This window comes from Pseudomonas sp. Z3-8 (assembly GCF_051131975.1).
Lineage (GTDB): Bacteria > Pseudomonadota > Gammaproteobacteria > Pseudomonadales > Pseudomonadaceae > Aquipseudomonas.
Window position 1 is genome coordinate 204,660 of the sequence record NZ_CP071643.1, and the last position, 13,523, is coordinate 218,182.

The window sequence follows — 13,523 nt, forward strand, 5'->3', positions numbered from 1 at the left end:
GAAACGTCCTGCGCCGCGCCCTACATCGTGCCCAACCCCTTCGGAATAGCCTGTTCGAACGGCTAGAAGGGAGCGGCACGTATGGCAAACCATGGCTACATGACCATTACCGGCGAGGTTCAAGGACTGATTTCAGCGGGATGTTCAACCCAGGACTCCATCGGCAATAGATGCCAGGCAGCTCATGCCGACGAAATCATGGTGCTTTCCTACAGCCATAACATGGCGAACATCGGAAACATCAATAAGGCCACGCATCGTCCGATCATCATCAGCAAGAACGTCGATAAATCCTCACCCCTTATTGCCCAGGCGCTCTCCAGCCGAGAGGCGATACGTTGCTCCATCAGCTTTTACCGAACCTCCTCGTTTGGTTTATTGGAGAAGTTCTACACCATCGAAGTCAGGGGAGGTGTCATCGCTGACCTCACCCTGGATATGCCCCATGTGATCCTTCATAGCGACGCCGAGCCACAAGAGCATGTCGCCATTCGCTACCGCGACATCATCTGGACCCATCACCTGGCGGGAACCAGCGGCTACAGCTCATGGCAGTCCGAGGAATGAAACAGTCGGAAGAAAGTTGCCAGCCCAGTAGTTGCGACTATTGGACAGTCAGCCAGGCCGCCGCGAACCTGAGCAACCAGGCGTGCACATTGGCGGCCCGACACATCAGCGATGGGACGCTGCGTATCCAGTTCAATCGCGAGGTGGCTTATTACGCCAGAGGCATCGTCAACGATGTCGCGCAGGGCCGCAAAAGTCCTGAGCAAGGGTTGCAGGCCATCAAGGACGAACAGGGCAGCCTGCTGGAGCAGTCCTGGGAAATTGCCAAGAAAGGCGCCGGCGCTATCGCGGGCGCCATGCAAATCGCGACGGGTGGCGGTATCTGCTACGTCTCGGCCGGAACGCTCTGCCTGGTGGCGGGGGTTCCGATAATGGCCCATGGGGCGAATAACGTTTATGAGAATGGGCGCAATCTTTGGGAGGGGCGATCCGACACTGAGGGGCCGGTACGGCAGGGGTACCACGCTGTTTCCAAGACGTTTGGAGGAGGGGATAGAGGGGGAAATATCGCGTACGGGATGGTGGATTTGACGATGTCGGTGTATGGCCTTGGAAGAATGGTGGTAAAGAAAGATACGTGGCGTTTGTTTAGATATGTAGATGCTGATCGCATTCGAGCATACAAAACAATGGGCAAGGACGCGCTTATTTTGGAGGGCGCGAGTAATACCATGACAATACGCTCCATTTATCTTGAGTCTGAGGCGACGGATGAATAGTCTAGTTGTTTCCGTCTTGTATATATCGTTCTCATTTATCTCCTTTTCTTTGCTGTATTTTCTATCACGGTATTTCTCTGGTAATAAGTTCAGATGGCGATGGTTTATTGTGTGCACTATCTCAACCATTCTTGTCGCGTCAGTACATATGAGCACCGTCGAGTATGGATACGAGATCATGATTCCGGCGTTAAAGCCTATTCTCAAGGGAAATGATGTGGTTGGCTGGACCGCTTTCATCAGCATGTTTCTTCAAACATGCTGCGTTCCGACGCAATACGAGCCGAGGAGGTGGTTTGGACAAAAACAATAGCACTTGAATTCGGAGGCGAAAAATAATCGCCCCACTATATTGAGTGTGTCTCTAACATTTATGTCTTGACCTATTTACTTCCGTACGCATCAATACCTCTCTCTAAAACTGTAAGAACTCAGCCAGCTCCCTCAAACCGCAATCGAAGGCAGCGGCAGCCCTGTAAGCGACTCCGCACTATTGGCCTGTTCTTCCATCAGCCAATCCACGAACAGTTTGATCAGCACACCCCGGCGCTTGCGCTGGGGCAAGACCACGTAATATCCCAACCGGGACAGTACCGTTTCGGCGATCGGTCGGCACAGCAACCCTTGCGCCAGCAAGTTATCCACAAGGTGCCGCCAACCGATGGCGACGCCTTGGCCGCCAATCGCCGCCTGGATAAGCAGGGTGTAGTTGTCGAAGCGCAGTTGGCCCGGCGCCGGTGGCGAGGTGATGCCCAGCTCGCGAAATACGCCGCTCCAGTCGAACCAGGCGCTGCTGTTGCCGCCGCGCAAATGCAGTAGCGGGAATTCCGCGAGGGCGTGAGCGGGCAGGGGTTGGGGGCGGTCCTTGAGCAGGAGAGGGCTGCATACAGGAAAGACTTCTTCGCTGAAAAGCCAACGACTTTCGCCCTGTTTGAAGCGACCGTCGCCGAAGAGCACCGCAACGTCGATATCAGTGCGCAGCATGTTGTGGTTGCGCTCGCTGGTTACCAGGCTCACATCTACCTGCGGATTTGCCGCGTGGAACCGATGCAGTCGCGGCATCAGCCAATAGGCGGCGAAAGCGAAATCCGTCGCGACCTGCAGCACTTCATGCTGGTGCTGGGCCGTGATCGCGTTGAGCCCCGCATCGATGCTCTGCAAGCCGGCCTGGACCTGCTCGAACAGGATCGCGCCGGCCTCGGTCAGTTCGATGCCGCGATAGATGCGATCAAACAGGCGCGTACCGAGCTGCTCTTCCAGCCGTTTGATCTGTTGGCTGATGGCGGGTTGGGTCGTGCCCAGTTCGATCGCTGCCGCAGTAAAGCTTTGCTGGCGAGCCGCTGATTCGAAGGCGCGGAACAGATCCAGAGACAGGTCACCCAAGGCGTCATACATAAGCTCAGCTTATCCTAGTCATTATCTTGCATGGGCTTTACCCCAACCAGCATGGGCTACATGCTCGTTCGCAGCAATATCGCATAACCGTTCACTATGGAATGCCGCGAATACATGAAGCGCAAGAACATTCTTTTCATCATGGCCGATCAGATGGCCGCGCCAATGTTGCCGATCTACGGTCCGTCGCCCATCAAGCTGCCCAACCTGTCACGCCTGGCTAACCAGGGCGTGGTATTCGATGCCGCGTACTGCAACAGCCCGCTCTGTGCGCCGTCACGCTTTACGCTGGTGAGCGGTCAGTTGCCGAGCAAGATCGGCGCCTATGACAACGCGGCGGATTTTCCGGCGGACGTTCCAACTTATGCCCATTACCTTCGCCGTCTCGGCTATCGCACGGCGTTGTCCGGCAAGATGCATTTTTGCGGGCCGGACCAATTGCACGGTTACGAAGAGCGCCTGACCAGCGACATTTATCCAGCGGACTACGGCTGGGCCGTGAACTGGGACGAGCCGGATGTGCGGCCGAGCTGGTATCACAACATGTCGTCGGTGTTGCAGGCCGGACCGTGCGTGCGTACCAATCAGCTGGATTTTGATGAAGAGGTGGTGTTCAAGGCCCAGCAGTACCTGTTCGACCACATCCGCGAGGATGGCGACCAGCCGTTTTGCCTCACCGTGTCCATGACTCACCCACACGATCCGTACACGATTCCCAAGGCTTTTTGGGATATGTATGACGACAAGGATATCCCGCTGCCCTACACCCCGGACCAGGCTGAACTTGATCCACATTCACAACGCCTGTTGAAGGTCTACGATCTGTGGGGCAAGCCGCTGCCTGTGGATAAGATCCGTGATGCTCGCCGTGCCTACTTCGGCGCGTGCAGCTACATCGACAGCAATGTCGGCAAGTTGCTGCAGACGTTGGAAGACACCGGGTTGCTCGACGACACCATCATCGTGTTCTCTGGCGATCATGGAGACATGCTTGGCGAAAAAGGCCTCTGGTACAAAATGCACTGGTTTGAAATGGCCGCCCGCGTGCCGCTGCTGATCAGCGCCCCAGGCCAGTTTGCCAGCGGCCGCGTCAGCGCGGCGGTGTCCACTGCCGACCTGCTGCCGACCTTGGTCGAACTGGCCGGCGGCACGCTGGAACCAGGCTTGCCGCTGGATGGGCGTTCGCTGGTTCCGCATCTGCAAGGGCAGGGCGGGCACGATGAAGTCTTCGGTGAATACATGGCCGAAGGCACCGTCAGCCCGTTGATGATGATCCGTCGCGGCCCGTGGAAATTCATCTACAGCGAAGATGACCCGTGCCTGTTGTTCGACCTGCATGATGATCCTCAGGAGGTGGCGGATCTCAGTCAGTCGCCTGAGCATCAGGCGCTGTTCAACGATTTTCTCGCCGAAGCGCGGGCCAAATGGGATATTCCAGCCATTCACCAACAGGTGCTCGCCAGCCAGCGACGCCGTCGTTTCGTTGCCCAGGCGTTGACCCTGGGCAAACTCAAGAGCTGGGATCACCAGCCGCTGGTCGATGCCAGCCAGCAATACATGCGCAACCACATCGACCTCGACGATCTGGAGCGCAAGGCCCGTTATCCACAACCCTGCCAATAGACCAATAACGTAAGGGGAAGCGCATGCAAAAGTTATCCACAGTACTGACCGCCGGGCTGTTGGCGTTGAGCAGTGTTTCGGCGTGGGCCGAGCAGAGTTGCGAGACCGTGAAGATGGCCGATCCGGGCTGGAGCGATATCGCCGCGACCAACGCCATCACCGGTTTCCTCCTTGAGGGCATGGGCTACAAGGCCAAGGTCGACACCTTGGCGGTACCGATCACGTTCGGTGGCCTGAAGGATGGCCAGGTGGATGTTTTCCTGGGTAACTGGATGCCGGCGCAGCAGGGGTTCTATGACAAGTTCGTCGCCAATGGCGATGTCACGCAATTGGCGAAGAACCTGGACGGCACCGAGTTTACCCTGGCGGTGCCGGACTACGTCTGGGACGCCGGTGTGCATAACTTCGCCGACCTGAACAAGTTCGCCGACAAGTTCGACAAGAAGATCTACGGCATCGGTTCCGGCGCCCCGGCCAACCTTTCGCTGAAAGAAATCATCAAGACCAACGATTTCGGCATGGGCGAATGGAAACTGGTGGAGTCCAGCGAGCAGGCAATGCTGGCGGAAGTCTCCCGGGCCGTGAAGAAGCAGAAATTCGTGACGTTCCTCGGCTGGACCCCACACCCCATGAACGTGCAACTGAAAATGCATTACCTCAAGGGCGGCGAGAAGTACTTTGGCGATACCGGCAGCGTTTATACGCTGACGCGCAAGGGTTATGCACAGGCCTGCCCGAACGTCGGGAAGCTGCTGACCAACCTGAGCTTCACCCAGGAGATGGAAAACAGCATCATGGCCGAAGTGGTGAACAAGAAGGTCAGCAACGCCGAAGCGGCCAAGGCCTGGATCAAGGCCAACCCGGCGGTGCTGGACAAATGGCTGGACGGCGTGAAGACGGTGGATGGCAAGGACGCGCTGGCGGCGGTCAAGGCCAAGCTCTGACGAGCTCTTGTGGCGAGGAGCTTGCTCCCGCTGGGCCGGTCCGACGCTTCGGGCGCAGCGGTCCCGGTTTTTTTGCGGCCGCTGCGCGACCGAGCGGGAGCAAGCTCCCTCGCCACGTTGGTTCACCTGATATTCTTGTGCCAAACCCCATCTTTGAGGCTCCATGGCAATCCCCACGCGCCATTCGCTGTTTCCGTTCCTCAGCTGGCTGCCCCGGCAGACCCGCGCCAGCGTCGGCCGTGACCTGATCGTCGGCCTCAGCGGCGCGATTCTCGCGTTACCGCAGTCCATTGCCTACGCACTGATCGCCGGCCTGCCGCCGGAATACGGCTTGTACGCGGCCATCGTGCCGGTGCTTATCGCCTGCCTATGGGGATCGTCCTGGCATTTGATCTGCGGTCCTACGGCGGCAATCTCCATTGTCCTCTACGCCACTGTCAGTCCTCTGGCCGTGCCGGCGACTCAGGACTACATCACGTTGATCCTGCTGCTGACGGTACTGGCGGGTATTTTCCAATGGCTGCTGGGATTGCTGCGTTTCGGTGCACTGGTGAATTTTGTCTCACACTCGGTCGTACTCGGCTTCACCCTGGGTGCGGCGGTAGTGATTGCGCTGGGGCAGTTGCCGAACCTGCTGGGCCTGGACCTGCCCAACGAAGCTACGGCCCTGAAGGGCGTGCTGGTGCTGGTCAGTCACATCGGCGCTGTGGATAAGCCATCGCTGCTGTTGGGATTGGCGACGCTGGTGGTCGGGATCGTGCTCAAGCGCTTGCTGCCGCGCTGGCCGAGTCTGCTGATCACCTTGGTGATTGCCAGCCTGGTGGTCTGGGCATGGCCCGGGATGTTCGGGCATGTGGCATTGGTCAGCGCCTTCGTCGGGCGCTTGCCGCCGCTTACACCGCTGCCCCTGGACCTGGAGCTGATTCTGCGTCTGCTGCCCGGTGCCGTTGCGGTGGGCATGCTCGGGCTGGTGACCAGCCTGTCCATCGCCCGCTCGTTGTCGGTCCGTTCCGGGCAACTGCTCGATGCGAATCAGGAGGTTCGGGCGCAGGGGCTTTCCAATATCGTCGGAGGATTTTTCGCCGGATCGCTGTCAGCCGGCTCCTTTACCCGTTCCGGTCTCAGCTATGAAGCGGGTGCCTGTTCGCCCCTGGCCGGAGTGTTTTCGGCGTTGTGGGTGGCGCTGTTCGCGGTTGCCGGCGCGACACTGATCGCGCACATTCCCATTCCCGCCATGGCCGGCAGTATTTTGCTGATCGCCTGGGGCCTGGTGGACCATCGGGGTATCCGGGCGCTGTACCGTGTGAGTCGTTCCGAATTCCTGGTGATGGGGCTCACCTGCCTGGCCACGCTGCTGCTTGAACTGCAAACGGCTATCTACGCGGGCGTGTTGGCTTCGCTGTTTTTCTATCTCAAGCGCACTTCGCAACCGCGGGTGCAGCATTTCCGAGAAGGTGAGGCGGACGTCTTGCGGGTGGGCGGCTCGATCTTTTTCGGCGCCAGCCATTATTTGCAAGTGCGCCTGCAACGCATGCCCGCCCAGCAGGTGATCATCGACGCCCAGCAGATCAACTTCATCGATTACTCCGGCGTCGAAATGCTCCACCAGGAAGCCCGGCGCCTGCGCAGTCAGGGGCGCAGCCTGACTTTGCGCGGGGCAAGGCCACCGGTGGTGGAGGAATTGTTGAAGCTGGAAGGACCGGAGAAATGCCCGATCCTCTTCAGGGATTGACCGCCGCGAGCTGACGGCGCAACTCCGTCAGCACCGGGGCGGTGTCCGGACGTACGCCACGCCACAGGAAAAACGCTTCGCCCGCCTGTTCGGCGAGCATGCCCAGGCCATCCATCGCCACCGCCGCGCCGTGTTCTTCGGCCCAGCGGCAGAACGACGTCGGCTCCTTGCCATACATCATGTCGTAGCAGAATGTCCTGCCTGGCTCGATCAGACTTCCGGCAATCGGTGGTACATCGCCTGACAGGCTAGCGGATGTGGCATTGATGATCAGGTCCACTGGCTCGCGCAACCAATCGAAACCGCTGGCCGAGACCGGACCCAGGTCGGCGAACAGCTCAGCCAGCAATTCAGCTTTTTCCACCGTGCGATTGGCAATGATCAGCGATGACGGCGCCTCGGCCAACAAGGGTTCCAAGGCGCCCCGTACCGCGCCGCCGGCGCCCAGCAGCAGGATGCGCTTGTTCTTGAGGCTGAACCCGGCGTTGACGGTCAGGTCCCGAACGAGTCCGGCGCCGTCGGTGTTGTCGCCCAGCAGGCGGCCGTCGGCCTGTTTGCTCAAGGTGTTGACCGCACCGGCCCGTTGCGCCCGTTCGGTCAGGCTGTCAGCCAGGCGAAAGGCGTCCTCCTTGAACGGCACGGTGACATTTGCCCCACGCCCCTCACGGAAAAATTCCCGGGCGCAAGCGGCGAAGTCTTCCAGCGGCGCCAGCAGCGTGGTGTAGTCCAACGCTTGCCCGGTTTGCTCGGCAAACAGGCGATGGATCAACGGCGACTTGCTGTGGCCGATCGGGTTACCCATTACAACGTAGCGATCCATGGATTTTTCCCCGTTCAGGCCGTAGCCAGCCAATCGCGGTCCTGCAGGAAATAATCGGTCAGCCGCGCTTCTTCGCTGCCCGGCTCGGCTTTCCAGTCGTAGCTCCAGCGGACCTGCGGTGGCAGCGACATCAGGATCGACTCGGTACGCCCGCCCGATTGCAGGCCGAACAGGGTGCCACGGTCATAGACCAGGTTGAATTCCACGTAGCGCCCACGGCGGAACTCCTGAAATTGTCGTTGCGCGGCGGTGAACGGGTCGTGTTTGCGACGCCGCACGATAGGCAGGTAGGCATCGATGTAGGCGTCGCCGATGGCGCGCATGAAGGCGAAGCTGGTATCGAAGTCCCACTCGTTCAGGTCATCAAAAAACAGACCGCCGATGCCGCGCGGTTCGTTGCGATGCTTGATGTGGAAATAGCTGTCGCACCAGGCCTTGTAGCGCGAATAGACCTCCGGGCCGAACGGCTCGCAGGCTTGCTGGGCGACGCGGTGCCAATGCACGCAATCTTCTTCCACGCCGTAGTAAGGGGTCAGGTCGAAACCGCCGCCAAACCACCAGACCGGCTCTTCACCTTCTTTTTCGGCGATGAAAAAGCGTACGTTGGCGTGGGACGTAGGCACGTGGGGATTGTGCGGGTGGATCACCAGCGACACGCCCAGTGCCTCGAAACCGCGCCCGGCCAGCTCCGGCCGGTGGGCGCTGGCCGAGGGTGGGAGACCGCTGCCAAAGACGTGGGAAAAGTTGACGCCGCCCTTCTCGATGACCGTACCGTTTTCAATCACCCGGGTGCGTCCGCCACCGCCGGCAGGTCGGGTCCAGGCGTCCTCGACGAAGCGAGTGCCACCGTCCTCGGTTTCCAGGGCGGCGCAGATGCGGTCTTGCAGGTCGAGCAGATAGGCTTTCACGGCCTCGGTGCGAGTAGTCATGACATCACCTTGATCAGGGCTACGCTGCGCGGCGTACAAGGGCCGCCGGCAAATGGGCGCACAGGATAACACCGCATCCGCCCACGCCACAGTTGACGGAGATCAAGCTTAGGAGTCCGATAGCAGGCTTGGTAAAAAGTCCCACGATAAGGAGAGAGCGAAGATGGCCAAACGTATCCAGTTCACCGCCCACGGCGGCCCGGACGTGCTTGAGTACGTCGAATACCAGCCGGCCGAGCCCGGTCCGCAGCAGGTTCGCGTCAGCAACAAGGCGATCGGGCTGAACTTCATCGACACCTATTATCGCAGCGGGCTTTACCCGCCACCGGCGCTGCCATCGGGACTCGGTGCCGAGGGTGCCGGCGTGGTTGAGGCCGTCGGCGCGGACGTCACGCGCTTCAAGGTCGGTGACCGCGTGGCCTATGGCAGCGGTCCGCTGGGGGCCTACAGCGATGTGCATGTGTTGCCCGAGGCCAATCTGGTCCACTTGCCCGAATCCATCAGTTTCGAACAGGCCGCCGGGGTGATGCTCAAGGGCCTGACCGTGCAATACCTGCTGCGCCAGACGTACGAGCTCAAGGGCGGCGAAACCATCCTGTTCCATGCCGCCGCCGGTGGCGTGGGCTCGCTGGCCTGCCAGTGGGCCAAGGCCCTGGGCGTGAAGCTGATCGGCACCGTCAGCTCGGCGGAAAAAGCCGCTATCGCAAAATCCCACGGCGCCTGGGAAGTGATCGACTACAGCAAGGAAAACGTCGTACAGCGTGTACTGGAATTGACTGACGGCAAGAAGGTCCCGGTGGTGTACGACGGCGTCGGCAAGGACACCTGGCTGACCTCCCTGGATTGCACGGCTCCCCGTGGCCTGGTGGTGAGCTTTGGCAATGCCTCCGGCGCGGTGGACGGGGTGAACCTGGGGATCCTCTCGGCCAAGGGCTCGCTGTACGTCACCCGCCCGACTCTGGCGACCTACGCCAACAACGCCGAAAACCTTCAGCACATGGCCGATGAGCTATTCGCCATGATCGCCAGCGGCAAGCTTACCGTGGATATCAACCAGCGTTATCCGCTGGCGGAAGCGGCCAAGGCCCATACCGAGTTGTCGGCGCGGCGCACGACGGGGTCGACCATTCTCCTGCCCTGAGATTGATACCCAAAGGTTTGCGCAAAACCTGTGGGAGCGAGCTTGCTCGCGATAGCGGTGGACCAGTCAACATCAACGCCAGCTGACCTGACGCCATCGCGAGCAAGCTCGCTCCCACAGTGGTTTTATGCAAGATGCAGAATGTGTGGGCGGAATCAGTCCGGGCGCACTACCTTGCCGGTCGCCAGGTCACGGATCACGCTCGGGTTTCGACGCCCGCCCAGGTTGCCGCCCAGCACCAGGTCGATCTGTCCGCGGAAATACTGCTCCACGCGGATCCGCGTCCGCGCCGCCGGGCGCCCCTGGGGGTTGGCCGAGGTGGAGACAAGCGGGCCGACCAGCGAACACAGGTCGCGCACGATCGGATGATCGCTGACCCGTAGCGCGACGGTGTCGTGCACGCCGGTGATCCATTCCGGCAACAGGTTCTGGTGCGGGACCAGCCAGGTGTTCGGCCCAGGCCAAGTGCTGGCCATGCGATCCATCCAGGTCTCGGGGAAGTCCTCGAACAGGAAGTCGAACTGGTGGATATTGTCGGCCACCAGTATCAATCCCTTGTCGGGCAGTCGGGACTTGATCGCCAACAGGCGCTCCACCGCATCTTCGTTCCACGGGTCGCAACCCAGGCCCCAGACCGCTTCGGTTGGATAGGCAATCACCGCCCCGGCGCGAATTTCTCGCGCGGCTTGTTGCACACGCCAACTGTTGACCATGAAAGATTCTCCGCAACGCAAATAAGGCTGTGCGCAGTTTACCGATCTTCCCCATAAAACCTAGCGAGCAAACCAGCGTCCATGCTCGCACGCCGCCCTTCCGTCCATTTCCAGGTCGGTCAGTGCCGCCAGGACCTTGGACAAGCCCCAGCCGCTGGCATCGGCCAGTGCTTCGCTGGTCTGCGGCGCGGCGTGCAGCAGGCGCAACAGCGGATGCGTCACGGCGACAGGCTCGGCGGTGAAGGGTAAGCGTTGCCAACCGCGTAGCGCTTCGAGGATGTGCTCCACGGTTTCCACCAGCGCCGCGCCGTCACGGATCAGTTGATGGCAGCCCCGGGCGCCGGGATGGTGAATCGACCCCGGAATGGCATACACCTCACGACCCTGTTCCGCCGCCAGGCGCGCGGTGATCAGCGAGCCACTGGCGACGCTGGCCTCGACCACCAGCACGCCAAGGGACAAACCGCTGATAATCCGATTGCGGCGCGGGAAGTTGCTGGCGTGGGGTGGCGCGTCCAGGGGGAACTCCGACAGTACCGCGCTGCCTTGGGCGATCATCGCTTCTGCCAGCCGACGATTGCGCTGTGGATAAAAATTTTCCAGGCCCGTGCCCAGCACACCGATGGTCTGCCCGCCGACATCCAGCGCAGCCTGATGCGCGGCCGCGTCGATACCCAAGGCCAGACCGCTGGTGATGACAAATCCAGCTCCGGCCAGGCTCCGGGAAAATGCCGCCGCGGTGTCCATGCCGGGACGCGAGGCGCGACGACTGCCGACCATTGCCAGTTGCGGCTTTTCCAGAATCGAGGTGTCGCCGGCAACGAACAGAAGCGGCGGCGCGTCGCAGATCTGCGCCAGCAACGCTGGGTAGTCGGGCTGGTCCCACATCAATAGACAGTGGGCCGAACCCTCTAGCCAGGCCAGCGCGCGGGCCGCGCCGTCACGAATTTCCGGCGCACGTCGGGCCTCGGCGCACTGCGCCGGCAACCCCAGCGCTCGCCATGCGCTGGTCGGGGCGCTGATGGCTTTGGAGGCCGAGCCGAAGGCTTCCATGAGGGTCATGAAACGTTTGGGTCCCAGTTCCGGCAAGCGATGCAAGCGCAGACGGGCCTCCAGTTCCGCGGGCGGAACCGAAGCGGATTCAGGCAATGGCATTGATCAATCCTTGATCGTCATAAGCCCCGTACAAACGGGAACAAGTTGTGGATAACTCTGTTGGTAACTTGTGAGACCCGTTACGGATTGCGCACCTTGTCGAGGATTGCCAGCGAGCGCGAGGCGTACAGCACCAGGCCATAACTGAGCTTGTCGTAGGTGCGGAACACCATCAGCAGGCCGGCGCGTTCGTCGGGAATCTTCACCGGGGCGCCAGTGATGCGGTCACGCACTGTTTCACCGGTCTTCATGACCGCCAGAACGTTGCCTTCGGCCAATCCGTCACGGCGCCCCTTGTTCAGGGTGACCACGTCCATCGCGCCGATCTGGGTCACGCCCCGGGGCACATCGAGGATTAACCCGTTGATGTCCGATTTTGGCGCGCTGGGCATGAAGGTCGAGTTGATCGAGCGTTCTTCGCCGCTGAACAGCCGATCGCCCAGGCGCACCTCCTGCGTGGTGCGCTGCAGGGCCAGGGTGGTGACGTCGCCTTCGGTGGCGACGATCTCGCCGCTGCCGATGTCGTCGGCATTGATCCCGAGAAATTCCTTGGTCTCGGGGTCGGTGTAGACCTTGCCTTGGCGGAAGATGCCGTAGGCCGACTGGCTCGCATCGAAGGTGCCGCGGGCGAAGATCCGGTCGCCGGTGCCGCTGAGCACTCGTTCGGCATCGCCTGCGACGACGTAGGGCGCCTTGTTGAAATCCTCCGCCGTGTCGACGATGCGGTTGCTCAGCAAAAAGCTGTTGATCGCCTGGAGCGGGATGCTCGGAATGGCGTCTGCCACCGGTGAGCTGCGGACTCGCGGCGACAGCTTGATGGTGCCGCGCGAGGCCCCGCGATTGAGGGTCAGCCGTGGCTGGCCGTTGATGTAGATCAGCGACAGGGTGTCGCCGGGGTAGATCAGGTGCGGGTTTTCAATCTGCGGGTTGGCCTGCCACAGCTCGGGCCATTTCCAGGGTTCGCGCAGGTATTTACCGGAAATGTCCCACAGCGTATCCCCTGGAACCACTGTGTATTGCTGCGGAAAACCTTCCCGAAGTTGCACTTGCCCGTGCGCGATACCGGCCGAGGCCAGGAGCAGCAGGGCGAGTAGTGATTTCCTCATGCGGTGAATCCCTTTATTATGTGCGTTCGCGTAAAACGCCAGAGCCCCCGTGGCTCGCTCCGATTCAAGAGCAACGTTTTACAACGGTAGCCTGCATTCCAAGACACGCCAGGCCAGCCACCCGACCTTACTTCACACGTGCATTTATCAAGCTTATGGCCATTTTGAACATTCTCGAATTTCCGGACCCGCGCCTGCGCACCATCGCCAAACCGGTGGCCGTAGTGGACGACGAAGTGCGCCAGTTGGTCGATGACATGTTTGAAACAATGTATGAGGCGCCCGGCATCGGCCTCGCCGCGACCCAGGTCAACGTGCACAAGCGCATCGTTGTAATGGACCTCTCCGAAGACCGCAGCGAGCCCCGGGTGTTCATCAACCCCGAGTTCGAAACCCTGACCGACGAGATGGAGCAGTACCAGGAAGGCTGCCTTTCGGTGCCGGGCTTCTATGAAAACGTCGACCGTCCGCAGAAGGTCAGGATCAAGGCCTTGGACCGTGACGGCCAACCTTACGAGCTGATCGCCGAAGGCCTGCTGGCGGTGTGTATCCAGCACGAATGCGACCACCTCAACGGCAAGCTGTTCGTCGATTACCTGTCTAATCTCAAGCGTGACCGGATCAAGAAAAAACTGGAAAAAATTCATCGCCAGAACGCTTGATGCCCTTCTTCAAAGGC

At 60.6% G+C, this 13,523-nt stretch carries 13 protein-coding genes; 7 read left to right on the forward strand and 6 right to left on the reverse strand.

Annotation, left to right across the window (positions count from 1 at the left end):
• Window positions 1–81 precede the first annotated feature (81 nt).
• Both J3P94_RS00935 and J3P94_RS00940 read left to right on the forward strand, forming a co-directional pair.
• A complete protein-coding gene (locus tag J3P94_RS00935) occupies window positions 82–567 on the forward strand; it encodes an Hcp family type VI secretion system effector (RefSeq protein WP_434570776.1) in 486 nt (161 codons plus the stop codon).
• Window positions 564–1,286, forward strand: a complete 723-nt coding sequence (locus J3P94_RS00940) for a DUF4225 domain-containing protein (RefSeq protein ID WP_434570778.1) — start codon at window positions 564–566, stop codon at window positions 1,284–1,286. Before J3P94_RS00935 ends, J3P94_RS00940 begins: the two co-directional genes overlap by 4 nt.
• Before the next feature lie 444 nt (window positions 1,287–1,730).
• Here the strand turns inward: J3P94_RS00940 and J3P94_RS00945 are convergent, their stop codons facing one another.
• The gene (locus tag J3P94_RS00945; RefSeq protein WP_434570780.1) at window positions 1,731–2,681 is read right to left on the reverse strand and encodes a choline sulfate utilization transcriptional regulator; all 951 of its coding nucleotides are present in this window, start codon (window positions 2,679–2,681) and stop codon (window positions 1,731–1,733) included.
• Window positions 2,682–2,795: 114 nt separating this feature from the next.
• On the opposite strand from J3P94_RS00945, the gene betC reads away from it, so the two are divergent.
• The 3 genes from betC (at window position 2,796) to J3P94_RS00960 (ending at window position 6,980) form a co-directional block, all read left to right on the forward strand.
• Window positions 2,796–4,304 carry a choline-sulfatase gene (betC, locus tag J3P94_RS00950; RefSeq protein ID WP_434570782.1) on the forward strand — a complete coding sequence of 503 codons (1,509 nt, stop codon included), beginning with the start codon at window positions 2,796–2,798 and terminating at the stop codon, window positions 4,302–4,304.
• A 23-nt stretch (window positions 4,305–4,327) separates the two neighbouring features.
• Window positions 4,328–5,248 (forward strand): choline ABC transporter substrate-binding protein, encoded by a 921-nt coding sequence (choX, locus tag J3P94_RS00955; RefSeq protein WP_305497797.1) that lies wholly within the window; start codon window positions 4,328–4,330, stop codon window positions 5,246–5,248.
• 163 nt (window positions 5,249–5,411) lie between these two features.
• On the forward strand, window positions 5,412–6,980 hold the full coding sequence (locus J3P94_RS00960; protein WP_434570785.1) for a SulP family inorganic anion transporter: 1,569 nt from the start codon (window positions 5,412–5,414) through the stop codon (window positions 6,978–6,980).
• On the opposite strand, the gene aroE is transcribed toward J3P94_RS00960, so the two are convergent.
• Both aroE and hemF read right to left on the reverse strand, forming a co-directional pair.
• The gene (gene aroE / locus J3P94_RS00965; protein ID WP_434570787.1) at window positions 6,970–7,800 is read right to left on the reverse strand and encodes a shikimate dehydrogenase; all 831 of its coding nucleotides are present in this window, start codon (window positions 7,798–7,800) and stop codon (window positions 6,970–6,972) included. The genes J3P94_RS00960 and aroE overlap by 11 nt on opposite strands.
• Window positions 7,801–7,814: 14 nt before the next feature.
• Window positions 7,815–8,729, reverse strand: coding sequence for an oxygen-dependent coproporphyrinogen oxidase (gene hemF / locus J3P94_RS00970; protein ID WP_434570789.1), 915 nt, complete (start codon window positions 8,727–8,729; stop codon window positions 7,815–7,817).
• A 163-nt stretch (window positions 8,730–8,892) separates the two neighbouring features.
• Between hemF and J3P94_RS00975 the strand changes: the two genes are divergently transcribed.
• A complete protein-coding gene (locus J3P94_RS00975; RefSeq protein ID WP_434570791.1) occupies window positions 8,893–9,870 on the forward strand; it encodes an NADPH:quinone reductase in 978 nt (325 codons plus the stop codon).
• Between the two features lie 155 nt (window positions 9,871–10,025).
• On the opposite strand, the gene J3P94_RS00980 is transcribed toward J3P94_RS00975, so the two are convergent.
• From J3P94_RS00980 to J3P94_RS00990, 3 genes are all read right to left on the reverse strand, one after another.
• On the reverse strand, window positions 10,026–10,583 hold the full coding sequence (locus J3P94_RS00980; protein ID WP_305497800.1) for an L-threonylcarbamoyladenylate synthase: 558 nt from the start codon (window positions 10,581–10,583) through the stop codon (window positions 10,026–10,028).
• 60 nt (window positions 10,584–10,643) lie between these two features.
• Window positions 10,644–11,738, reverse strand: coding sequence for a DNA-processing protein DprA (dprA, locus tag J3P94_RS00985; RefSeq protein ID WP_434570792.1), 1,095 nt, complete (start codon window positions 11,736–11,738; stop codon window positions 10,644–10,646).
• Between the two features lie 80 nt (window positions 11,739–11,818).
• On the reverse strand, window positions 11,819–12,844 hold the full coding sequence (locus tag J3P94_RS00990) for a LysM peptidoglycan-binding domain-containing protein (RefSeq protein WP_434570794.1): 1,026 nt from the start codon (window positions 12,842–12,844) through the stop codon (window positions 11,819–11,821).
• A 155-nt stretch (window positions 12,845–12,999) separates the two neighbouring features.
• On the opposite strand from J3P94_RS00990, the gene def reads away from it, so the two are divergent.
• On the forward strand, window positions 13,000–13,506 hold the full coding sequence (gene def, locus J3P94_RS00995; RefSeq protein WP_434570796.1) for a peptide deformylase: 507 nt from the start codon (window positions 13,000–13,002) through the stop codon (window positions 13,504–13,506).
• Window positions 13,507–13,523 lie beyond the last annotated feature (17 nt).

Coding starts and splice junctions, on each gene's coding strand:
- J3P94_RS00990 (WP_434570794.1), bottom strand. CDS start 12,844: ATGAGGAAATCACTACTCGCCCTGCTGCTCCTGGCCTCGGCCGGTATC.
- choX (WP_305497797.1), top strand. CDS start 4,328: ATGCAAAAGTTATCCACAGTACTGACCGCCGGGCTGTTGGCGTTGAGC.
- betC (WP_434570782.1), top strand. CDS start 2,796: ATGAAGCGCAAGAACATTCTTTTCATCATGGCCGATCAGATGGCCGCG.
- hemF (WP_434570789.1), bottom strand. CDS start 8,729: ATGACTACTCGCACCGAGGCCGTGAAAGCCTATCTGCTCGACCTGCAA.
- dprA (WP_434570792.1), bottom strand. CDS start 11,738: ATGCCATTGCCTGAATCCGCTTCGGTTCCGCCCGCGGAACTGGAGGCC.
- J3P94_RS00975 (WP_434570791.1), top strand. CDS start 8,893: ATGGCCAAACGTATCCAGTTCACCGCCCACGGCGGCCCGGACGTGCTT.
- J3P94_RS00980 (WP_305497800.1), bottom strand. CDS start 10,583: ATGGTCAACAGTTGGCGTGTGCAACAAGCCGCGCGAGAAATTCGCGCC.
- J3P94_RS00960 (WP_434570785.1), top strand. CDS start 5,412: ATGGCAATCCCCACGCGCCATTCGCTGTTTCCGTTCCTCAGCTGGCTG.
- def (WP_434570796.1), top strand. CDS start 13,000: ATGGCCATTTTGAACATTCTCGAATTTCCGGACCCGCGCCTGCGCACC.
- J3P94_RS00940 (WP_434570778.1), top strand. CDS start 564: ATGAAACAGTCGGAAGAAAGTTGCCAGCCCAGTAGTTGCGACTATTGG.
- J3P94_RS00945 (WP_434570780.1), bottom strand. CDS start 2,681: ATGTATGACGCCTTGGGTGACCTGTCTCTGGATCTGTTCCGCGCCTTC.
- J3P94_RS00935 (WP_434570776.1), top strand. CDS start 82: ATGGCAAACCATGGCTACATGACCATTACCGGCGAGGTTCAAGGACTG.
- aroE (WP_434570787.1), bottom strand. CDS start 7,800: ATGGATCGCTACGTTGTAATGGGTAACCCGATCGGCCACAGCAAGTCG.